20 protein-coding genes are annotated in these 21,698 nt (G+C 35.7%); 12 read left to right on the forward strand and 8 right to left on the reverse strand.

Features of this window, described 5'->3' with window-relative positions; all coding sequences use genetic code 11:
- Positions 1-27: 27 nt before the first annotated feature.
- A complete protein-coding gene (locus tag H6G57_RS15730) occupies positions 28-912 on the forward strand; it encodes a diguanylate cyclase domain-containing protein (RefSeq protein WP_190520110.1) in 885 nt (294 codons plus the stop codon).
- Positions 913-979: 67 nt separating this feature from the next.
- On the opposite strand, the gene H6G57_RS15735 is transcribed toward H6G57_RS15730, so the two are convergent.
- From H6G57_RS15735 to H6G57_RS15765, 7 genes are all read right to left on the reverse strand, one after another.
- The gene (locus H6G57_RS15735) at positions 980-1,936 is read right to left on the reverse strand and encodes an o-succinylbenzoate synthase (protein WP_190520111.1); all 957 of its coding nucleotides are present in this window, start codon (positions 1,934-1,936) and stop codon (positions 980-982) included.
- Complete coding sequence (menH, locus tag H6G57_RS15740) at positions 1,933-2,742, reverse strand: 2-succinyl-6-hydroxy-2,4-cyclohexadiene-1-carboxylate synthase (RefSeq protein ID WP_190520113.1); 810 nt, start codon at positions 2,740-2,742, stop codon at positions 1,933-1,935. Before menH ends, H6G57_RS15735 begins: the two co-directional genes overlap by 4 nt.
- Positions 2,743-2,770: 28 nt before the next feature.
- Positions 2,771-2,959 (reverse strand): hypothetical protein, encoded by a 189-nt coding sequence (locus H6G57_RS15745; protein WP_190520203.1) that lies wholly within the window; start codon positions 2,957-2,959, stop codon positions 2,771-2,773.
- A 139-nt stretch (positions 2,960-3,098) separates the two neighbouring features.
- Positions 3,099-4,985 (reverse strand): class I SAM-dependent methyltransferase, encoded by a 1,887-nt coding sequence (locus tag H6G57_RS15750; protein WP_190520116.1) that lies wholly within the window; start codon positions 4,983-4,985, stop codon positions 3,099-3,101.
- Positions 4,986-5,105: 120 nt separating this feature from the next.
- Complete coding sequence (locus H6G57_RS15755) at positions 5,106-6,590, reverse strand: TldD/PmbA family protein (RefSeq protein WP_190520117.1); 1,485 nt, start codon at positions 6,588-6,590, stop codon at positions 5,106-5,108.
- 51 nt (positions 6,591-6,641) lie between these two features.
- Positions 6,642-7,742 carry a DUF459 domain-containing protein gene (locus tag H6G57_RS15760; RefSeq protein ID WP_190520119.1) on the reverse strand — a complete coding sequence of 367 codons (1,101 nt, stop codon included), beginning with the start codon at positions 7,740-7,742 and terminating at the stop codon, positions 6,642-6,644.
- 6 nt (positions 7,743-7,748) lie between these two features.
- The gene (locus H6G57_RS15765) at positions 7,749-9,173 is read right to left on the reverse strand and encodes an MBOAT family protein (protein ID WP_190520121.1); all 1,425 of its coding nucleotides are present in this window, start codon (positions 9,171-9,173) and stop codon (positions 7,749-7,751) included.
- A 296-nt stretch (positions 9,174-9,469) separates the two neighbouring features.
- Between H6G57_RS15765 and H6G57_RS15770 the strand changes: the two genes are divergently transcribed.
- The 4 genes from H6G57_RS15770 to H6G57_RS15785 all read left to right on the forward strand — a co-directional run bounded on the left by H6G57_RS15770 (position 9,470) and on the right by H6G57_RS15785 (position 12,847).
- Complete coding sequence (locus H6G57_RS15770; RefSeq protein WP_190520123.1) at positions 9,470-10,213, forward strand: hypothetical protein; 744 nt, start codon at positions 9,470-9,472, stop codon at positions 10,211-10,213.
- 2 nt (positions 10,214-10,215) lie between these two features.
- Entirely contained in the window at positions 10,216-10,698 is a 483-nt protein-coding gene (locus tag H6G57_RS15775; protein WP_190520125.1) for a type II toxin-antitoxin system VapC family toxin, read from the forward strand.
- Between the two features lie 180 nt (positions 10,699-10,878).
- A complete protein-coding gene (locus H6G57_RS15780) occupies positions 10,879-12,075 on the forward strand; it encodes an ATP/GTP-binding protein (protein WP_190520127.1) in 1,197 nt (398 codons plus the stop codon).
- Between the two features lies 1 nt (position 12,076).
- On the forward strand, positions 12,077-12,847 hold the full coding sequence (locus H6G57_RS15785) for an RloB family protein (protein WP_190520129.1): 771 nt from the start codon (positions 12,077-12,079) through the stop codon (positions 12,845-12,847).
- Between the two features lie 128 nt (positions 12,848-12,975).
- Here the strand turns inward: H6G57_RS15785 and alaS are convergent, their stop codons facing one another.
- Positions 12,976-15,606 carry an alanine--tRNA ligase gene (gene alaS / locus H6G57_RS15790; protein WP_190520131.1) on the reverse strand — a complete coding sequence of 877 codons (2,631 nt, stop codon included), beginning with the start codon at positions 15,604-15,606 and terminating at the stop codon, positions 12,976-12,978.
- A gap of 41 nt (positions 15,607-15,647) precedes the next feature.
- Between alaS and H6G57_RS15795 the strand changes: the two genes are divergently transcribed.
- The 7 genes from H6G57_RS15795 (at position 15,648) to H6G57_RS15825 (ending at position 21,694) form a co-directional block, all read left to right on the forward strand.
- Complete coding sequence (locus H6G57_RS15795) at positions 15,648-17,120, forward strand: DUF3370 domain-containing protein (protein WP_190520133.1); 1,473 nt, start codon at positions 15,648-15,650, stop codon at positions 17,118-17,120.
- Positions 17,121-17,331: 211 nt separating this feature from the next.
- Positions 17,332-18,843, forward strand: coding sequence for a type I restriction-modification system subunit M (locus H6G57_RS15800; protein WP_190520135.1), 1,512 nt, complete (start codon positions 17,332-17,334; stop codon positions 18,841-18,843).
- A gap of 546 nt (positions 18,844-19,389) precedes the next feature.
- Positions 19,390-19,626 carry a hypothetical protein gene (locus H6G57_RS15805; RefSeq protein ID WP_190520137.1) on the forward strand — a complete coding sequence of 79 codons (237 nt, stop codon included), beginning with the start codon at positions 19,390-19,392 and terminating at the stop codon, positions 19,624-19,626.
- A 57-nt stretch (positions 19,627-19,683) separates the two neighbouring features.
- The gene (locus H6G57_RS15810) at positions 19,684-19,884 is read left to right on the forward strand and encodes a DUF433 domain-containing protein (RefSeq protein ID WP_190520140.1); all 201 of its coding nucleotides are present in this window, start codon (positions 19,684-19,686) and stop codon (positions 19,882-19,884) included.
- Positions 19,885-19,939: 55 nt separating this feature from the next.
- Positions 19,940-21,058, forward strand: coding sequence for a restriction endonuclease subunit S (locus H6G57_RS15815; protein WP_190520141.1), 1,119 nt, complete (start codon positions 19,940-19,942; stop codon positions 21,056-21,058).
- 90 nt (positions 21,059-21,148) lie between these two features.
- A complete protein-coding gene (locus H6G57_RS15820; RefSeq protein ID WP_190520143.1) occupies positions 21,149-21,337 on the forward strand; it encodes a hypothetical protein in 189 nt (62 codons plus the stop codon).
- A 99-nt stretch (positions 21,338-21,436) separates the two neighbouring features.
- Positions 21,437-21,694: a hypothetical protein gene (locus tag H6G57_RS15825; protein ID WP_190520145.1), complete on the forward strand. Its 258-nt coding sequence runs from the start codon at positions 21,437-21,439 to the stop codon at positions 21,692-21,694.
- Positions 21,695-21,698: the final 4 nt, after the last annotated feature.

Here is a 21,698-nt window from a genome sequence, read left to right on the forward strand (position 1 = left end):
ATTTCAAATCTTTCCATCTACACTCCAATGAATAAGAGTTTGAGACTATTCCAGAAGGTCAATATTTGGGGAGAAAAAAACTCCTCTAAAAGTAGACTTTTTTCCATCGGCATCTTAGCGGTTAATCTTCCCCTACTCGGTTCGACACTTTATTTAATCTTACATCCCCAATTTCCCTTGGGAAAAGAAATTTTTGCCGTTGTTTTTTTAAGTACAATTGCTGGATTTATTTTATTAAATCATAAAATAAGCCAAGTTGAACAGTCTATTATTAAGGCAACAACAGCTTTAAATTCCTATTGTGAAACAGGAGAGATTTTAAACTGTAATTCTAGTCGTTATTATGAACTTGAAAACTTGTTTAAAGCTATTGAATATAACCTTCAAAAAAGTGAGCAGAGAATTGTAGATCTTGAAACTATAATTGGCTCTCGACAAGAAGAATTTTTTCAAATTATTCTGGAACAAGAAACCGCAGAAAGTCATCTCCGTCAATGTTTGGGTATCGCATCCCGTCATCATTTACCTTTATGTATTGCCTTAGTAAAGATTGAAGGGATTGATTTACTTGAAAATTCAGATCCTTTAACCCCTCAACCCCCGGAAGCAACGGCTCTAATTCATAAATTTCAACAGCTTTTACGAGAAAGTGATTGGGCTGTTCATTGGGGAGATCAGGAATTTTTATTAGCGATCTTTTCAGAATTACCCGGAACCCAACTAGCACTCAGTCGCATTTTAAATCATTTCTTAACCGACCCAGAAACACTTCCCAGCACTCCGCCTCAATGTTCGATGTATATTGGATTTACAGCAGTCCAACCTAATGAACATTATCGCGCCTGTATTGAACGCACAAATCAAGCCTTACAAAAAGCCAAAACCACAGGAGAAAATTGTGTTTATGTGTGAGGAAGGTTGAGGGTTGACTGTTAATAGAAGACTTATCATCTCTATTGATTCAGTCTTCCTTTATAATTTAAATAGTGAACCAGTGATTAATTCCAAATCCAACTGCACGATTATAGAATAAAAGTTCAGAGGCTATTTTTAAAGCGGATTTTTGACCTATATTGGTTTCAAAAACTGACGAAAAAACAGCATCAATTTCATTATTTTGGCAAAAGTTCTTGAGTTTTTTAGGAGAACCGACAATAGCAGGCTTAATGACAAAAATATCTAGCCATCCTTGTTGATAGCAAGAGTTTAATTGTTGTAAATTAGCAACGGATTCATCTAAGGCGAGGAGGGTACTATAGCGATCGCATAATTCTAACATTAAATCTAATTGATCAATCGATAAGGGTTGTTCTAAAAATTCAATTTCAATTAACCCTTGATTCGCATTCATTAAATCACAATTTTCTAACCATTTTTGTGCTTGTTCAAAGGTTAAACCCCCATTGGCATCTAACCTGAGATGGATTTTTTGAGCTTGAGAGTTGCTTAAAGTTGTTGTTATACTATGAATTAACTTTTGGAAAATATTGATTTCTTCAGTTATATCATCAACGCCTATTTTCCATTTAAAAGTTTTAGCCCCTTGCTGAAATAGAGTTTTCCAAGTTGTTAATACGGTTTCTCCGGCGGGTAATAATTCGCTATAGTGAAGTTTATTAATATCAAGAAAGCTGTTAGGATTTAACTCTGTGAATGCCGATTCAAACCCGAACTGACAAGCGGGTAAATAATCGGGAATGGTAAAAATTGTTTCAATAGAAATGCAACTCGGAAGTTGTTGACAAAATGTGAGTGCATCTTCCATTGTTTCCGACCCAAACCAACTTAACGGCGCAATTTCTCCCCATCCAATATTACCCTGCTTATCCGTTAAATTTAAAATAATGCCTTCTCGCATTTTCCACATTCCGTGAGCCGTTTTTAGAGGGATTTTAAACGGACGTTGATAGGGTTGAAATTGAAATTGATAGTTCATTTCGATAAAAATTTAATAATGGCATTGATCCACGCTTGAGAATTTTCGATTAAAATATTATGACCACAATGGGGGACAATTTGCAACTGGGAAAGGGGAGATAATATGTTCATTTCTTGATTAATCCGTTTAAATTTATGATCAGATTCTCCAACTAACAGCAATAAAGGAATTTTATTCTGGGGTAATTTTTCCCAGAGTGAAGGTTGATTTCCTGTTCCTAAATAACGCAGAGATTTTGATAATTCCAGGGGATTATTGTTTAAGCGCTGGGTAAAAACTTGTTTAAATTTAGGATGATTTTTTAAGCTTTTAAACAAAGGTTGATCATACCACTGTTCTAAAAAGCTTGGGAAATCTAAGGTTTGCAGTTGTTCGACTTTTTGAAGATCACAAATAAACCGTTTTAATCGTTCTGATTCGGTTTTCAGTCCTGGAGATGTGGATTCTAATATGACTTTTTGAAAATATTCAGGAAAATGCAGCGTTAAATATAATCCCAATCTTCCCCCCATAGAATATCCCATTAAATAACATTGGAAAATCTTCAGATGGTTTAACACTTCTATTAACGCCGTTGCTGTTTGTGGCATTGTATAATAACTATCCTCTCCTAAAACTTGGGTTTTGCCATGTCCTGGGAGGTCAATCGTTAAACAGCAAAACTGAGAGAAAAGAGGAAAAATTCGAGCGTTAAAATCCTGACTATTTCCCAAAAATCCATGTAAAAATAAAATAACAGGTTGATTAATATCACCGTTTAGGGTATAATAAAATTGATAATTTTTTAACCTTATAAACGGCATAGGATTTTAAAAGAATTCTATCAGGGGATTAATCAAGCATCCAATGTAAGACGGGAACAGAAGCCGCACAAAAGGCCATAAATCCAAATAACCCTAAGAGCATTCCAAAAAATAAAAATTCTTCGCCTTTTTGTTTAGCGAGTTTAACAATAAAATAGCTATAACCATAACAGGCGATAAAAAAAATAACGATAAATGCGGTGAAATAATACTGCATTGTGGTTTCGCTCAATTTAGATTCAGCCACACTTAAGTAGCTTTACTGATTATTGTACTAAACTTTGGTTAAAAAGGCAAGTTAATCGTTTTTCTTGCCTCCTCTCAAAATTTTTTAAGATTTAGAAACAAAATCAATATTACAACCGCTTTAATAAGACTCCAGTTTGCCAATAATAAGCTTCTTGTTTAACCGCTAAAACTTGGAAAAAGGGTTTCCATTTTGCTTGAAAATAATCTAAATCATAGAAAACCAGTGAGCGGGTATCTCGTCCCAAGGTAAACATCCCAAAATCTTGATTAATATATTCAAAATAATTTTGAATGCAAGCTTGTTTCTGTTCTTCGGGCCAGATATTATTATTAGAAAGCCATTGTTCTGGAGAGTCCTTAATTTTTTCAAAAATAAAGCGTTCTTGCAGTGTAATAAAAGCTAGTCCTCCGGGTTTTAAAATGCGTCGGAGTTCCAACAACCAAGCATCCGCTAAATCATCAATATGGGTAAAGACAGAACCTGCATAAATTAAATCAAAATAGCGATCTTCAAAGGGTAAATGGGGCATGGTTGTCCCAACAAAAAAATGAAACGGGGGACTCATATTTTGTTGACACCAAGCAATACAATCAGCATTAATATCCGTTCCCCAGATTTCACAAATCTCGGATAAATCTGCTAACTGCCGAAGAATACGTCCCGATGCACATCCAAAATCTAAAATTCGGCTTCCTGTTTTGAGAAAATATCCACAGTCTCGCAATACACTTAACATCACTTGAACTTGAGTTTTTCCCGAGTTAAGATAATATTCCTCATTTTCTACAAAAACTAACATAATTTCTTGAGGAGGAATCGGAAATTGCCATTTTCCTGTTTGGGGATTTTTACCCAAAGAAAGGGATTTAGGCAACACATAAGAGGGAGCTTGTCTCGATTTCGGATAATACTTTAACCAGTCAATAGGTTCTAATGGGTGTGATGATGGGTTGGAAGAATTAATCGCTGGAATTTCGATAAGTTCATTTAATTTTTCTTGTGCTGAACTATCATTGGGTTGCAGTTTTAACACAGTTTCAAAACAAGTAATTGCATCTTTTTTCTGTTCTAAATTAAGATAAGCTAAACCTAAGTTATAATAACAAGAAGCTTCCGTTGAATTCAATTCTAAAGCTTGTTGATAAGTTTGAATTGCCTCTTGCCATCGTTGTAATTGAATTAACCCATCTCCTAAATTTTTATAAGACCAAAAGAAATCGGATTTAATTTGATTGGCTGTGGTATAAACATTAACCGCTTCTTGCCATCGTTTTAACTGAGATAAAGCATCTCCTAAATTAATATAAGACCAAAAGAAATTCGGATCAATAGAAATTGCTTGTTGACATACGGGAATCGCTTCTTCCCATCGCTCTAATTCAATTAATGCTTTACTTAAGCCAATATATGACCAAAAAAAGTCCGGTTTCAATTCCAGGGAACGGCGATAAATAGGAATAACTTCTTCCCATCTTTCTAATGTCGTTAATAGTTCTCCTAATTTTTGATAAACTCCCCAATAGTTCGGATCTAATTCCCTCGCTTTTTGATAGATAGGAACGGCTTTTTCCCATTGTTGAGTCTGGGCTAAACATTCTCCTAAACTATTATAAACCCAAAAGCAATTTGGATCTAATTGACAGGCTTTTTCATAGACAGGAATGGCTTCTTCCCAGCGTTGTAATTTAATTAAGGCTTCTCCTAAATTATTATAAGCCCAAAATTCATTCGGATTTAATTCAATAACTTTTTGGTAAGCGGTAACGGCTTGTTGAAATTGTTCAAGTTTGAGGGAATAGTAGCCAATTCTTTGATAAGCCAAGAGAAATTGAGGATCAACATTAATCAGTTGTTGATAACAGGCGATTGCTTCGGGGAATTGTCCACTTTCTTGATATTGAATTGCCTGTTGATATAATTCACTGATAAGGGAAGCATAGGGATTGGTGGATTGGGAAATGAGTATAGTATCTTCTGGATTAGATGGGTTCATTGTCTTGGGTGTAAATTGTTGAAATGGGTTACTTTTATCTATTCTATCAGTGAATTGCTGTATTTTCTGAATTAGGTAAAAGTCAAAATAAAAATCTTTATTTTACTTTTTATCCTGAGATTATCTCCCTCCAATATTAATATTTTGTACCCGCACGGGAACACAAGCATGAGTCATTTGAGCAATTTGTAAGGGTTCGCCTTTTCCACACATATTAGTACCACATTGTTGCCATTCTGAAGCAGGGCCAATTGCATCGACTTGATTCCAAAAATCTGTGGTCATGGCGTGGTAAGTGACATCTTTTAACATTCCGATAATTTTGCCATTTTTAATCTGCCAAAAACCATCCCCACCAAATTGAAAATTGCGCCGTTGTTGATCAATGGAAAAACTTCCAATTCCATCAATTAAAATCCCCTCTTTGGTATCAGTAATCATCGCGGATAATGTAGCGGTATGGCTTCCTTTTTCTGGCCCTGGTTCTAATCCTAAATTAGGAATTCTCACCATAGGTAAACTTGACCAACTATCGGCAAAAGCACACCCATTACTACTCGAACGTCCTAAACGATAAGCGGTTTCTCGATCTGTTAAATAATCCACTAAAATTCCATCTTTTACTACATACCATTCTTGAGAAGGAACCCCTTCATCATCATAGCCAATGGTGCTGCGTCCAGCCGGTTGAGTGCGATCGCATTTAAAGTTAATCCAAGGTGCTCCATATTGTAAGGTTCCTAATTGATCGGTTGTGGCAAAACTGGTTCCCGCAAAATTAGATTCATAGCCATAAACTCGGTCTAATTCTGTGGGATGACCAACGGATTCATGAATGGTTAAATAAAGATTAGTTGGCTTTAAAATCAATGTGGTTTGAATCCCTGACGGCCCTTTAGGAGCATATACTTTTTCCAGAGCTTCTTCGGCGACCCGTTCAATTTGACTCAATAAATCCGTTTGATCAATATGTTCATAACCTAAATTTAAAGGAGGACGTTCATAACTGCGGCTTTGAGCATCTCCATTCGCCACCGCCGTACAGCGATATCCACTATAACTGCGATAAATTGTTTGTTCAATCAATGACCCTTCTGTAGAGGCAAATAGTTTGTTTTCTTGGTTAAATTGGAGATGGGAACTGGCTTTTCTAATCCCCTGTTCTTCATACTGAAGTAAGCGGTCATTAATCGTTAATAATAAGTCGGCTTTTTCGGTGATGGGAATAGAAAAGGGATCGATTTTAATGGGTGTAATATAACTATCTTGATAAGCTTGAACAGGAACTAAACGCACAGGGTTTTGTTGACATAAACGACTTCCTTTGGCAATTTCAACGGCTAAATTAATCACTCGAATCAGTTCTTCAGGAGTTTGACGATAACTCGCAGCAAATCCCCAAGATCCATTCAGAAGAACTCGAACTCCAAAACCAGATTTCTGATGATCTATAAGGTTACTTAAGGAGCGATCATTAGCATGAAGGCTTTGATTTCGATAAGTACAAAAACGAATATCTCCATATTCACATCCCGCTTGCTGAATCAAATCAATCGCCAGGGTGGCTAAATCGCAGGCTAGAAGTTGTGTAGGTGTTTTTACCATATTTGATGAATTAGATAGGGGAGGTGATTGTAAGGGTTTTTGAAGCTCATTTCAGGGGGTCTGAGCAGATTTTTGGGTAGGAGATTTAGAAACAGAGGAAGGCGTTAATTTGGGCTGGGGTGAAGCCGGTTTAGAAGGTTTTGATTTAATGGTAACAATTTTATCTTTTTTCATTTGCTCTAAGACAACCTCGCTAATAATGTTAGCTCCATGAGAGGTAAAATGAACCCCATCATTGATTTTAACAGATCGGCGTTTACCTGATTTATCGGCAACAAGGGCGGCATATTTTCCTCCTGATGCAAAGGTTCCCCAGGTTGAAATATATTCGATTTTGGGGTAAGCTTGGCTGACAGTTCCATAGATTTTATTCAACACACTAAAGATCCGATTATAACGAGGTCGTCTTGACATGGGTTGACCCACCCAATAAACTTTTCTCACCGAAGAGGTGGAGAGTAATTTAGCATAACGTTCAACTCGTTCTTGATAAGCTTTCTCCCATCCGGGTGTAAATAAGGGGTAATAACGTCCATTTTTGTCGATAATATCTTGACCATCATTCCCCCCAAATAAAATAACAATTACATCGGGTTTATAACTTTTGAGCAAGGTTGTTGTGCGATTATACCAATTATAATAATCGATTCGATTCAGCCCACTAGAAACTTTATAATCTAATTTGGTATTACTAATTTTATAGGTTTTGCGAAGATTATATTGAAGCTTGACTCCTAAATCAAACATAATGGAATCACCCACAAATAAAAAGCGGGTATAGGGTTTTTCCACTGGAGGTTTAGGTTTGGGAGGAAGAGAAACGGGTTTTTTAGCAGCAGAGGAAATCGGTTTTTGAGTCGGTTGAGGATTTGGAGTTGTCAAGGGTTTTTGTTGGGGAGAAAGCTCTCCACTGTTCAAGTTTGCGATTTCAGTTGGGGGAGAAAGTTGATCTAAATTAACCTCTTTAATTTGGTTCCAAAATGCTTGTTCGGTTTGACGAAATCCCTCTAATTTTAACTGTTGTGCAGCTTGTTTAAGGGGAGGTTGTAGAAAGGAACTGGATGCAATACTTTTGAGAAATAAGGAAAAATTAGAAAAAATTAAAGTCAAACTGACTAAACAAACCAGCAGTAAGAATTCTCGATCTTTCATTGGGGATTAAAAATTAAAATAGATAAAGGGAGGAACGCTATTCGGGCCGAGCATAAGAATAGAATACACAAATCCAGAGGTTAAAACAATCCTAAAGAAGATATTTTTTAAAGAAAATAAGCGAATCAAAGCTGAGGTAATGGCTTTACCATAGAAATTAATTAAAACTAAAATAATAAAAATAACCAGATAAAGCTGCCAAACATTAAATTGAACCATCTGAACGTCTGAACTCCAAATTCCTTGCATAAAATTTAAGGCTGTTTCCAGATTAGGAGATTGGAAGAAAATCCAACTCAAGGTAACAAACCCAAAGGTTAAACCCCAATTTAAAACGGAAATTATTGAGGATACTATTGCAGAAGGTTGAAGAGTCAAACGGGGAGTTATTTCTTCTTTAAAGTAATGATTAACGCCTAATCCTAAACCATGTAATCCTCCCCAAATTATAAAGTTTAACCCCGCCCCATGCCAAAATCCTCCTGGCAACATCGTTAAGAATAAATTGAGATATTTTCGTTGTTTTCCATGTCGATTTCCCCCCAAAGGAATATAGAGATAATCTCTCAACCATTCTGATAAACTAATATGCCATCGATGCCAGAATTCTTGTAAACTAAAGGAACGATAGGGACAGTTAAAATTTTGAATAGGACGGAACCCAAATACACTAGAAATTGCATTCGATAAATCGGAATACCCACTAAAATCGACATAAATTAAACAAGAGTAGGAAATTGCTGCTAAAATTAAATCCCCGCGAGAATAGGAACCTGGGTCAGAAAAAGGAAGTTGAGTAAAGTTAAACAGAAAACTGGATAAGGTATATTTTTTAAAGAGTCCTGATAAAATTAAGACAATGACTTCTTCTATTTTATAATCATATTTTTGAGAAGAATTGAGTTGTTGATAAAATTCCTTTGCTCGTGCAATGGGGCCAGAGGCAATTTGCGGAAAATAACTAATATAAATTGCATAATCAATCCACCGGGGAAAAGCCAGGGTTTGACGATAGCAATCAACGAGGTGAGAAATTATTCTAAACGTATAGAAAGAAACCCCAACAGGAACTAAAATTTCTAAGGGTTGAAAGGTAGAAACAAAAGGTAAAAAAGAAAATATTTCTAAGAAACTATCAACAAAAAAATTATAATACTTAAAGGTTCCTAAATACAATATATTAAAAACTATTCCTCCTATTAACCAGAATTTAGCAGTTGTGGAGCGAGATCTTAACCCTAAAAGTATTCCATAATTAATTCCAATATTGATTAACAGAAAAATTAAGAAATTCAATCCCCAAAAAGAGTAAAAAATTAAGTTTGCTACTAATAAAAAAGCTTTATATAAACCCACTTGTTTTTTTAAAGAAATCCCCAAACTAAAAACAATAATAAAAAAAATTAAAAATGAATAAGTTGGAAATAACATGGAAAAATTAGGATACTAGATCAATATCAATCTTATAAGATATTAGCACAAACTCCAAAGATATTCGATATCTTATTCATGATTTAGATAAGCAGATATATTTGAGTGTTGTTTTTATTTTTGAGCCTATTGTCAAGTATCAGTTATTTTTTTACTTGAACATACAATTCTTATATATTAAACATAAATTAATCATATATTTTTAGCTTATGTTAATTTATATTATAATTTCAACTCAAAAGAGTAATAGTGCTATAATATATCTACATTGCTTTTCAGTAGGGGAGGAATAGCAAATGGTTAATAAAATTGCATTATGCAAAGAAAAAAAACGACTTGATGAGAGTGCTATTGATGCTAAAAAGATACAGTATCTTCTCCAAGCCTATCTTAATCCTAATTCCTTAGATGATGAGATTCAAGAGTTTTTTAGGGAGATTGCTGCACTCAAAGGCAAAAGTTTACAAGATACATTAAAAGAAATGGAACAAGGTACACAAAAATACCTTGAAGCTATTGATATGGAAATTTCATTTAAAAATGATATTCCAACCGATATAGAAAAATATGTAGATAAAATCAAAAAATTATCAGAAGGAATAGAATCTTGTTGGGATCTGTTTTCCACAGAAAGCCATAATTTTTTTATTCAATTAGCTTATGATTTTTCTTGTCAACACAGTATTAACTTGCAAGGATGGAGAGGTCTACAAGTTAAACTAAAACTACTTTTACCTTCTCTCAAAAGCGGAAAAAATTTATTGAACGACTATCAAAATTCTTTTTTACTTATTCCTCAAGCTGTTGATCGAGCCGTTGAACTGAGAAAATCTAAATCAACATCACAGTTATGGTCTACAGCCCAAACTTTGTTAAAACAAGCTAAACTAACTCCTGTAAAACAACCCAAGTTATCATCTTTTTTAAAGCATTTAGGACAAACTCCAGAGGAACAAATCAAAAACAATCAAGCTGCGATGAATTGGGCTAAAGAAAGATTACAAGCCATTCAAGCTAAATGGAATGAAGAGCTATCTTAGATATGATTGTTATTTTAGATTCAGGTGTACTGGGTTTATTGGTTAGTCCTATTAAAGAAAGTTCAAAATTAGAGGATAGTATAACTTATCAATGTGGAGAATGGTTTTATTCTCTTCTTGCTAAAGGAGTTTATGTTGTAACATCAGATATTTCTGATTATGAGGTTAGAAGAAAACTGATTCACATTAAAAGTGAAAGTCTAGTTGAGCTAGATCGCTTAAGAAATGATGGAATTATTGATTTTTTACCCCTGACTCCAGAGGTCATGCAAAAAGCTGCTCAATGTTGGGCTGAAGTTCGAGAAAAAAATATTTCTACAGCAGATATTAAGAATATTGATGCAGATATGATAATTGTTGCTCAATGGAGTATTTTGTGTGAAGAGTACCCAGGACAAAGGGTTTTTATTGCAACTACTAATGTTAAGCATTTAAAAATATTAGCTCAAGATAATGCTCAAGAATGGATGAATATAAAAGTTTAGCATTTTAATAAAATAGCGATATTCATCGATATATTTGAGAGTCGGCTTCTGAGTGCAGGCTTCATCTATTATTCCACTTAGATTTGAGGATTTTTCTTTGATTTTACCCTCCTCAGAGTGACACAAAAGCGATATTGTGTAATAATTATAGAATATGCAATTTAAAACTAGGAACTCAATATGCTGATAGAATTCAGCGTTGGTAATTATCTATCTTTTAAAGAAACTGTCACCTTTAGTCTGGTGGCATCAAAAGTTTTTTCCTATCATAAAGAACTTGATGAAAATAATGTTTTTAATTTTGATGATGAGTTGAGATTGGTTAAAAGTGCCGCTGTGTATGGTGCAAATGCCAGTGGAAAAAGTAACTTAATTAAAGCAATGGGTTTTATGACAAGGTTTATATTAACCTCCTCTAAAGAAACCCAGGTCGGAGATGAAATTGATGTTAAAGAGTTTAAGCTGAACACACAAACAGTAGATAAACCCTCTTTTTTTGAAATCGTTTTTATTTTAGATCAAACAATCTATCGATATGGATTTGAAGTTAATAGAGAACAAGTAATTTCAGAATGGTTGTTTCATGTACCCAAAGTTAAAGAAATTAATTTGTTTCAGAGAAATTGTGATCAAATTGAAGTTAAAAAGCAATTTGAAAAGCTAGGAAAAGAATTTTTTGAAAGAACTCGTCCAAATGCTTTGTTTTTATCTGTTATAGCTCAATTTAATGGGAAAATAGCCAGCCATATTTTACTTCTTTTTACAAAAAAATTTAATGTTCTTTCAGGATTGCATGAACACTTGTATCATCAATATACAATTGCTCAATTCAAGAAAGACCCTGATCCGATCATTCAACTCATCAAACAGCTAGATTTAGATATTTATGATATCATTTTAGAATTTAATAGGATTAAAACAATTCATAAAAAGTATAATGATCAAGGTGAAATAGTCAGCTTAGAAAAATTTGACCTTAATGAAGAGGAATCTGAAGGAACGAAGAAACTCTTTGCCTTTGCTGGGCCAATTTTGGAAACTTTAACCAATGGAAAAGTATTAGTTATTGATGAATTAGATTCTAAACTGCATCCTTTAATCACTCAGACACTGATTAATTTATTCAATTCTAAGACAACTAATCCTAAAAATGCACAGCTAATTTTTACGACACATGACACTAACTTATTAAGTAATAAAATCTTTAGACTTGATCAAATCTGGTTTACGGAAAAAAATAATCAAGGAGCTAGTGACCTTTATTCTTTGATAGAATATAAAGTTAGCAGTGATGCGTCACTAGAAAGCGATTATATTAAAGGTAAATATGGAGCTATACCTTTTATTGGCAATTTAGAGCAATTATTTAATAAATAACATGAACAAAAAGAAGTCTTCCATTAAAAACAAAAAAGAAATAACAAATCGTGGTTACTTAGACAGAAATAATACCGTAGAACGTCGAGGAAACCCTCGCAAAAGATTGTTAATTGTTTGTGAAGGTCAAGAAACTGAACCTAATTATTTTAATAATTTATATAAAAATCTTAACAGAGGACATCTTTATATTCAAGTAAAAGGAGAAGGTAGAGTTACATTAAGTTTAGTAGAAAGAGCAATAGAATTAAGAAATGAAGATGGAGAATATAATGAAGTTTGGTGTGTTTTTGATCGAGATTTTAAATCAGAAAATAAGAATCAACAAAATTTTAATGCCGCGATCGCTCTCGCTTTAAGAGAGAACATTAGATTAGCAATTTCAAATGATGCTTTTGAACTTTGGTATTTATTACATTATGAGTATTATATAAGTGAAACCCATAGAGATAATTTATCTCAAAAATTGGAAGAAAGACTTGGTAAAAAGTACAATAAAAACCTTGATTTATATGAAAAATATCTTAAACAACGTCAACAAACAGCTATCAAAAATGCAGAAAATCTATGGAAAGATATTTCATCGGATACAACAAAAGCAATTTATTTTGATAAGCAACACCCTGAAAAATTCCCTGAAATAACAGATCAGTTAATTCATGAACTCACTCGACAACATAATATTAATCCATCGACCACAGTATATAGTTTAGTCCAGAGATTAATCTATCTTTCTGAGAATGATCAAACCTCTATTTGTTCTGAAATTTAAAACTATTGGCTACAGATTATACTCAATAATGGATTAATATGATTGATTTTTTTCATTGATTTCCTTATTCTATTCTAAATTTTACAATAGAATAGAATAAGGCTCTTTCTTAGCAGGGCAAAGGTTAACTATTTCAAACCATCAACTAACTGCGTTTTTGCACTCTCCAACGCTTCTTTTAACTTCGTTGCATCCCGTCCTCCCGCTTGCGCTAAATTCGGACGTCCGCCACCGCCACCGCCGCAAATTTTGGCTATACCGCCGATGAATTTACCCGCTTGTAAGCCTTTATTATTAACAGTTTTACTGAACGCGGCAACAAAATTAACCTTACCATCCGTTGTTGCTGAACCTAAGACAACAGCACTTTCTCCTAACTTTTGTTGGAGACGTTCTGCGGCGGTTTTTAACGATTCTGCATCGGCATCATTCAGTTCTGCTACAATTAATTTAAACTCACCAATGGTTTCAGCAGTGGTTAATAATTGTTCAGATTTGGCGATCGCTAATTCCGCTTTAACACCTTCTAATTGTTTCTGAGTTGCTTTTAACTCCTGTTGTAAATTGGTAATTCGGTCGGGTAATTCTTCGGGTTTGGCTTTAAAGCGATCGCCTAAATCTTTTACCACCATATCCCGAACTTTCAAATACTCTAAAACCGCTTGTCCGGCTACGGCTTCAATGCGTCGAATTCCTGATGCAATACCTGTTTCAGAAATAATCTTAAATAGACCAATTTCGGCGGTATTACTAACATGAGTTCCCCCGCATAATTCCATCGAAACCCCAGAATAATCAACCACCCGCACAATATCAGAATATTTCTCTCCAAACATCGCAGTAGCACCTTTGGCTTTGGCGGCTTCTAATGCCATTTCCGCAATAACGGCTGGATGAGCTTCGGTGATCCAACTATTCACTTGATCTTCAACTTGTTGCAGTTCTTCAGACGTTAACCCACGAGGACAATTAAAATCAAACCGTAACCGTTCAAAATCCACTAAAGAACCCGCTTGAGAAATGGAAGGATCTACTATTGATTTTAACGCTGATTGTAACAAATGGGTTGCGGTATGATTGGCTTGGGCACGACGACGACAGGCGCGATCAATTTGGGCATTTAAGGTCATTCCGGGGGTCACTCTTCCCCGTTCAATTCGTCCAAAATGGATGAAAATATTGGATTCTTTTTTAACATCATGAACCCGAATTACCGTATCCCCATAACTTAAATAACCGCGATCGCCAATTTGTCCCCCAGACTCAGCATAGAAGGGCGTTTTATTCAAAATCACTTGAATTTCTGTTCCTGCTTCTGCTTCCTCAACGGGTTTTCCATTCACTAAAACCGCTTCAACTTTAGCATCAGAAGTAAATAAGGTATAACCTAAAAATTCTGTTGAGTGAATATGGTCTGCTAACTGGTCTAAACTGCCTTGAACGGTTAAATCAATGGTTTCATGGGCATCTTGAGAACGACGGCGCTGTTCTTCCATTGCCGTTTCAAACCCTGCAATATCAACCGTTAACCCATTTTCTTCGGCAACTTCTTGAGTTAATTCTAGGGGGAAACCATAGGTGTCGTATAACACAAAGGCATCTTGACCGGAAATTTCACTCTTAGCTTTTTCAATAATTTCCGCTAACAGTTTTTCACCCCGTTCTAAAGTTTCTAAGAACCGGGTTTCTTCTCTTTGTAATTCCCCCTTAATTGCAGTTTCCCGTTGACGAACATTCGGATAAGCTGCTTCTGATAATTGAATCGCGGTTTCAGCCACTTGGGTTGTAAATTCCCCACTAATTCCAATTAACCGACCGTGACGAACAACCCGCCGAATTAAGCGCCTTAAAATATAACCCCGACCAATATTAGAAGCGGTAACGCCATCAGCAATTAAATGCACAACTGCCCGAATATGATCCCCAATGACTTTCAGAGAAACTTTAGTTTTCTCATCGGATTTGTGATAATCTATTTTAGCAATTTCCGCCGCCGTTTTAATAATCGGAAAAATCAGATCCGTTTCGTAATTATTGGGAACTTGCTGCAAAATTTGCGCCATGCGTTCTAACCCCATTCCTGTGTCAATATTTTGATTTTGTAAGGGGGTTAAATTGCCATCATTATCTCGGTTATACTGCATGAAAACCAAGTTATAAAACTCAATAAACCGAGTATCATCCTCTAAATCAATATTGTCTTCGCCGCGTTCGGGATGAAAATCATAATAAATCTCTGAACAGGGGCCACAGGGGCCAGTGGGGCCAGATTTCCAAAAGTTATCCGCTTCTCCCATACGTTTAATGCGTTGGGGAGGCACCCCAATTTTATCGCGCCAAATGGCAAAAGCTTCGTCATCTTCCTCAAATACACTCACCACCAAACGGTCTGGAGGTAACTCAAACACTTTTGTTGAAATTTCCCATCCCCATGCGATCGCTTGTTGTTTAAAATAATCTCCAAAGCTAAAATTACCCAACATTTCAAAAAATGTATGGTGTCTAGCTGTTCTACCGACATTTTCAATATCATTAGTACGGATACATTTTTGGGACGTGGTGGCGCGGGGAAATTCGGGTTGTCGCTGTCCCAGAAATATCGGTTTAAAGGGTAGCATCCCGGCAATGGTTAACAAAACCGTCGGGTCTTCAGGAACTAAAGACGCACTCGGCAGAATTTTATGCCCTCTTTCGGCATAAAAGTTAAGAAATTTTTGACGAATTTCGCTGCCAGTGGAAAATTTAGGGGAAAAAGTCATAACACTCACTTTAAAAAAACCAGACCAACCTTTCAGAATAAATGAAAGATCAAATTTTACATCGGATAATTCCTATTTTAATTGTTAGCCTGTCTGCAATGGGCGGCGCGGTCGGAGGAATTTTATTTCGTCAAACGGTCATTGTTGAACGTTTCCCTACCCTTCTGCCTCGGTTGCCCTTTGCCAATGCCTTACCGCCACTCGAAATTATTGCTGACAACGAAGTCCGTCCCTTACCGGGAAAACTGGATGAGGTGTTAATGTTTAATAGCAATAGTCCAGAATGGATTAAACAGGAAGGGATTTTACTCTCAACCTTTCCGGGGGGATGGCGTGGTGATCCTGAAGCTCATTTAGAATATCGTTTAACTGGAGAATTTGAAGTTTTTGCTCATCATTTTACCCACACTCCTCCTGATTTAAAAACCTTGTATTTGGGGTTAATCGTTCATAATCCTGATGCTGAACCTGTTACGGTTGAAGTATCATCAGCCGCAAGTTATTTATTAGAGCCAGATGCTCCTTTTAAAGAAAAGCCTGCCCTCAGTGATAATACCAAAGGTGAGATTTATTCCGGGCCAGGAATTCGGGCCGTTGATGATGTTTTAAGGGAAAAGCGCCAATCTGAATTTCCTGAAACCTTAGAACTTGGCCCTGGTGAAAGCCAAATGTTAATGAATTTACCCATCCCAGTCCAGGGGTTAGACCGTCCGGTGAATGGACGTTCTACGTTGATGCGCTTGAAAGTCCGGGGCCAAACCGATGATTCCGCCCCGGCTTCCATTTATATGGCTAGTTTAGCCCAATTTGCGAAGATGCACCCTGATGGCAAGGAACGGGCGCCAACCTTAGAAGAATGGCAACAGTTACTTGATAATGGCACTTTAGCACAACCCCGCGATCAAATACCTACTCCTCCAGAACAAACGGGAGGTCAGTTAATTTATAGTCGGGTTGCTGGAGTTCAGGAAGGGGCAAAATGGGAAGCAGATTTAGTCGATGAGGGTAAAGATTTTCTGACCATTCCTGATAGAGGAAAGGGAATTTCTTTCCCCATTAGTACAGTGCGGGCGGGAACTTTAGGAACAAAACAAGTGCAAGCTGCGCCGTTAATTGTACGTTATCCTGATACGGCTTATGAATCTCATGGCAATTATGGCGTACATTATGATTTACATTTACCGTTATTAAATACAACCGATGAAACTCAAAGGGTAACGATTAGTTTAGAAACCCCTTTTAAAGAAGAAACCTTATCCAAAAAAGGCTTAATTTTTCGACAACCGCCTTTGAATTTTCCCTTTTTTCGAGGAACAATTCGGTTAAGATATGAAGATGAACAAGGAAAAACGGTGATCAAATATCTGCATTTATGGCATCGTCGAGGACAAATTGTTGACCCGTTAGTTAAATTAAAATTAAATCCGAAATCCTCTCGCTTTGTCCGGGTTGATTTTCGTTATCCTCCCGATACGACACCCCCCCAAGTTTTAACCGTAAAAACCTTAAATTAATATTCCTCCAATATTTGCTATACATTCCCCCTGTAGAGACGTTGCATGCAACGTCTCTACAGGGGGGGTAAGGTAGCATCTATAATGAGATTTCATATAACACCAATCAAATAGGATTGCTATCGTGTAAAATTTCTTATGACTCATCTGAAAATAGTCTAATAATCCTTGATAATAAGAAGGATAAGCACCAATACAGGGATCTCAAGCAATGATTACAGGCGAATTAAAATCCAAAGTTGATAAATTGTGGACAACTTTTTGGAATAATGGCATTAGTAACCCCCTATCGGTGATTGAACAAATATCCTATTTACTGTTTATTAAACGCCTAGATGACCTACAATTAGCCCAAGAGAAGAAGATCAAACGCTTAGGGGGAACATTAGAAAATCCCACTTTTACCTCAGAAAATAATCATTATCGTTGGTCTGTATTTAAAAATCAAAACTCTGATGATATGTTAGTTACGGTCAGGGATTCTGCTTTTCCCTTTATCAAAACTATCGGTAAGGAAGGGGGAACTTATGCTCAACACATGAAGGATGCTGTATTTTTAATTGCTAACCCTGCTTTATTAGCAAATGTAGTCGGACAAATTGACCAAATCTTTGAATTACTCAATCAACAAGCTAGTCAATCTCAAGATAAAACCTATATCGATTTACAGGGGGATCTTTATGAATATATGTTATCAAAACTCACCACCGCCGGAACAAATGGACAGTTTCGCACCCCTCGCCATATTATTAAAATGATCGTCGAATTAATGAATCCTAGCGCCCATGAGGTAATCTGTGATCCCGCTTGTGGGACGGGGGGCTTTTTGGTGGCGGTGGCAGAATATTTGCGTCAACAAAAAGATAGGGAGGGTAATTCTATTTTGCATAATCCTGTTAATCAGAAGCACTTTAATCAGGAGATGTTTCACGGTTTTGATTTTGATGCGACCATGTTACGAATTGGCAGTATGAATATGATGTTACATGGCATTGAAGACCCGAAAATTGAGGCGAGGGATTCCTTAGCAGAGGAGCATTCAGAAGTATCGGAAGCTTTTACTTTAATCTTAGCAAATCCGCCTTTTAAGGGATCGTTAGAAGCGAATACAATTGCTAAGGATTTAACCAAAATTATTAATACTAAAAAAACCGAATTATTGTTTGCGGCGTTGTTTTTGCGGTTATTAAAAAAAGGCGGGAGAGGGGCGGTAATTGTGCCGGATGGGGTGTTATTTGGTTCGTCTAATGCCCATAAAACCCTGCGTCAAACCCTGGTAGAAAACCATAAGTTAGATGGGGTGATTTCCATGCCTTCGGGGGTTTTTAAGCCTTATGCTGGAGTTTCTACGGCGGTGCTGATGTTTACTAAAACGGGGGTAGGGGGTACGGATGCAGTTTGGTTTTATGATATGGAAGCGGATGGTTTATCGTTGGATGATAAGCGTCAACCTGTGGAAGAAAATGATATTCCTGATATTATTGCTAAGTGGCGCGATCGCAATCTAAACAAAGACATTGACCGCAGCAGTAAGGCTTTTTTTGTGGCGAAGGAGGAAATTGTTAAAAATGGTTATGATTTATCGATCAATCGTTATAAGGAGGTAGAATATGGGGAAGTTAGTTATGAGTCTCCGGCGGTGATTTTAGGTCAGTTAAAGTTAATTGAAGGGGAGATTATGGCGGATTTGGAGGTGTTAGAGGAAATGTTAGGTATAGTATAGCAAGTCTAAATCAATTGTATAAATAGTTTGGCATCTAATTCATCGTAGGGGCGAGGCGCGCCCCATTGGTGTCAACTTAAGCCGAAAACCCGTGATTACAGCCGAGATTAGATCCCCCTAAATCCCCCTTAAAAAGGGGGACTTTGATCTTCTGTTCCCCCCTTGTTAAGGGGGGTTAGGGGGGATCATTGACTGGGAATCAGATAGCGCTATAGGTAGGAATATTATGGAAGTTGTAGTAGTAAACAGTAAAGAGGATATTTTTGAGCAATTACGGAAGCATCAAAAAACCTTAGAAGGTTATGGCGTAAGGTAGATGTTTTAACTCCTGAGTCTTTGAGCCCATATTTTCGGGATAGAATTTTAGGGGAGGTAGAATATGTTTCATTCTCCTGATGATTATTTAGGTCATATTCTCTGTAGGGGTTGGGTTTTCCAACCCAGATCCCTAGAGGGTTGGGAGGGACGCCACCCCTACGATAAAATATTACAACCGATTGGGGATTGCTATAGTTTGATTCAATTGCAGGAGTAATCAATTTTTTTATGAATATTAAGCAGCTAATTAATGCGGAATTGGATCATTTATCAACTCAGGAATTACAGGAATTTTATGAGTTGTTAAAAAGTCGGAGTCAAGACAAAAAAAAGGTTGATGATGATTCTGATTGGGATAAACTTTCCCAAATATTAGATGAATGTAAAATCAATACGGGAATTACTGATTTAGCTTATCAACATGATCACTATATTCACGGCACTCCTAAACGGGAAGTTGAGTAAATGAAACAGGTTTTTGTTGATACTTCTGCTATTAACTTAATTAAAGGAGATTAAATTATGAATAATTTATTAATAAAACGTATTACTATAGATCCTAATATCTGTCATGGTAAGCCTTGTATTCGAGGTTTAAGGTATCCTGTGGAATTTATTTTAGAGTTACTCAGTTCAGGAATGACTACAGAGGAAATTTTAATAGATTATGAGGATTTGGAATTAGATGATATTTTAGCTTCGTTATCTTTTGCTACAAAATAATTATTTAATTGTTTTTACTTCTTAATAGCATTATTTTTTTAAAGGAGATGTCAGCATGGAATCTAAAATAAATTATGTTTCTCTTAATGAAATATGTACTATTCAAACAGGTAAAAAAGATGCTAATTATGGAGACAAAGGGGGAGAATACCCTTTTTTTACTTGTGCTGATAAACCTATTTTGAGTCCAACATATTCATTTGATGGGGAGTCAATAATTCTTCCGGGTAATGGGGCTAATGTTGGAATGGTTTTTTATCATGTTGGTAAATTTGAAGCATATCAAAGAACTTACGTTTTAAATAACATTAAATGTAATTCAAGATATTTATTTCATCATCTATCTGCTTATTGGAAAAAATTTAATTTATCGAAGCAATTCGGTTCAGCAACTAATTATATTAGGATGCAAAATTTTTTAGATTATACAATCCCCTTACCCCCGATCGCATCTCAACGTAGAATAGCGGATATATTGGATAAAGCAGACGAAATTATCAGGAAAAGAAAAGAAGCGATCGCTCTTACCGAACAACTGCAAAAATCCATCTTTCTCGATATGTTCGGCGATCCTGTTATTAATCCTAAAGGTTGGGAGGTTAAAAGACTAGAAGACGTTACGACAAAAATCACTGATGGAGTTCATGCAAAACCTGAATACACAGCAACGGGTATTCCCTTTATTTCAGTAAAAGATATTACAACAGGAGAATTACTTTTTGATAATTGTAAATTTATTAGTGAAGAATCTCATTTTAAATATACAAGGAGATATAAACCTGAATATGGAGATATTCTTTATACTAAAGTAGGAGCAACTTATGGAAGACCAGCTTTAGTTAATGTTCAAAAAGAATTTTCAATATATGTTAGTGTTGCTTTATTAAAACCTAATCGAGAGATTATAAAATCAGAATTTTTGAAAGAAGTTATGGCAACCTCTGCGGTTAAATCCCAAGCAGATAAATCTATCAAAGGAATTGGAGTTCCAGACTTACATTTGAATATGATAAAAAATTTTTTAATCCCTGTCCCAAGTATATCTATTCAAGATGAATTTATAAAAAAATTCAAAAAAATTAATCAACAAAAAATCAAACTTGAACTTCATCTACAAGAATCAGAAAATTTATTTAACTCTTTATTGCAAAAAGCATTCAAAGGGGAATTATAGATGAATAAAACCCAAACAAAAATTATCTGTCAAGGAGAATATATTTATGAATACAAAAAACACCCCATCAGAAAAAGAGGATAAAGCCCGATGGAAAAAGTAATTAAAAAAATCAAGATTAAAGAACAAAAAAGTGACTTTAACTATTGGCAACAACAACCATACGAAAAACGATTAGAAGCCTTAGAAGAAATCCGTCAACAATACCATCAATATAAATATAATAATGCTGAACCCAGACTTCAAAGAATTTATCGAATTAAAACGCCATCTCGATAGAGACAGTTGAGATTTTAGTTGTGCTTCAGTTGCTCCCAGTGCCCAGTCGCCTATAATTTATGTTATACTATTTATAGCTAAACAATTATTAATAGTAAAATGTCCACAACTATTCCTTTAACTATTAATTTACCCCAAGAACTGGTAAATGCTTCAGAAGAACTAATCAAAGCTGGTAAAGTCAAAAATTTCGATGAATTTATCGCTACTGCGGTACAAAATGAACTGCTTAAAAATAATCTTTCTGGAGATTCTTTGTCTGATGAAGATCCGATTTTTGGTTTAGGGAAAAATCCTGTTAACAGTGGCATAACTGACGCTTCTAATAACTTAGACAAAACTACTATAAACTTTTAAAGAC

The organism is Planktothrix sp. FACHB-1365, assembly GCF_014697575.1.
GTDB lineage: Bacteria > Cyanobacteriota > Cyanobacteriia > Cyanobacteriales > Microcoleaceae > Planktothrix.

What these genes read in the sequence shown, in the direction of transcription:
- H6G57_RS15730 (WP_190520110.1), top strand. Translation starts at nt 28, where the DNA reads ATGAATAAGAGTTTGAGACTATTCCAGAAGGTCAATATTTGGGGAGAA.
- H6G57_RS15735 (WP_190520111.1), bottom strand. Translation starts at nt 1,936, where the DNA reads ATGAACTATCAATTTCAATTTCAACCCTATCAACGTCCGTTTAAAATC.
- menH (WP_190520113.1), bottom strand. Translation starts at nt 2,742, where the DNA reads ATGCCGTTTATAAGGTTAAAAAATTATCAATTTTATTATACCCTAAAC.
- H6G57_RS15745 (WP_190520203.1), bottom strand. Translation starts at nt 2,959, where the DNA reads ATGCAGTATTATTTCACCGCATTTATCGTTATTTTTTTTATCGCCTGT.
- H6G57_RS15750 (WP_190520116.1), bottom strand. Translation starts at nt 4,985, where the DNA reads ATGAACCCATCTAATCCAGAAGATACTATACTCATTTCCCAATCCACC.
- H6G57_RS15755 (WP_190520117.1), bottom strand. Translation starts at nt 6,590, where the DNA reads ATGGTAAAAACACCTACACAACTTCTAGCCTGCGATTTAGCCACCCTG.
- H6G57_RS15760 (WP_190520119.1), bottom strand. Translation starts at nt 7,742, where the DNA reads ATGAAAGATCGAGAATTCTTACTGCTGGTTTGTTTAGTCAGTTTGACT.
- H6G57_RS15765 (WP_190520121.1), bottom strand. Translation starts at nt 9,173, where the DNA reads ATGTTATTTCCAACTTATTCATTTTTAATTTTTTTTATTATTGTTTTT.
- H6G57_RS15770 (WP_190520123.1), top strand. Translation starts at nt 9,470, where the DNA reads ATGGTTAATAAAATTGCATTATGCAAAGAAAAAAAACGACTTGATGAG.
- H6G57_RS15775 (WP_190520125.1), top strand. Translation starts at nt 10,216, where the DNA reads ATGATTGTTATTTTAGATTCAGGTGTACTGGGTTTATTGGTTAGTCCT.
- H6G57_RS15780 (WP_190520127.1), top strand. Translation starts at nt 10,879, where the DNA reads ATGCTGATAGAATTCAGCGTTGGTAATTATCTATCTTTTAAAGAAACT.
- H6G57_RS15785 (WP_190520129.1), top strand. Translation starts at nt 12,077, where the DNA reads ATGAACAAAAAGAAGTCTTCCATTAAAAACAAAAAAGAAATAACAAAT.
- alaS (WP_190520131.1), bottom strand. Translation starts at nt 15,606, where the DNA reads ATGACTTTTTCCCCTAAATTTTCCACTGGCAGCGAAATTCGTCAAAAA.
- H6G57_RS15795 (WP_190520133.1), top strand. Translation starts at nt 15,648, where the DNA reads ATGAAAGATCAAATTTTACATCGGATAATTCCTATTTTAATTGTTAGC.
- H6G57_RS15800 (WP_190520135.1), top strand. Translation starts at nt 17,332, where the DNA reads ATGATTACAGGCGAATTAAAATCCAAAGTTGATAAATTGTGGACAACT.
- H6G57_RS15805 (WP_190520137.1), top strand. Translation starts at nt 19,390, where the DNA reads ATGAATATTAAGCAGCTAATTAATGCGGAATTGGATCATTTATCAACT.
- H6G57_RS15810 (WP_190520140.1), top strand. Translation starts at nt 19,684, where the DNA reads ATGAATAATTTATTAATAAAACGTATTACTATAGATCCTAATATCTGT.
- H6G57_RS15815 (WP_190520141.1), top strand. Translation starts at nt 19,940, where the DNA reads ATGGAATCTAAAATAAATTATGTTTCTCTTAATGAAATATGTACTATT.
- H6G57_RS15820 (WP_190520143.1), top strand. Translation starts at nt 21,149, where the DNA reads ATGGAAAAAGTAATTAAAAAAATCAAGATTAAAGAACAAAAAAGTGAC.
- H6G57_RS15825 (WP_190520145.1), top strand. Translation starts at nt 21,437, where the DNA reads ATGTCCACAACTATTCCTTTAACTATTAATTTACCCCAAGAACTGGTA.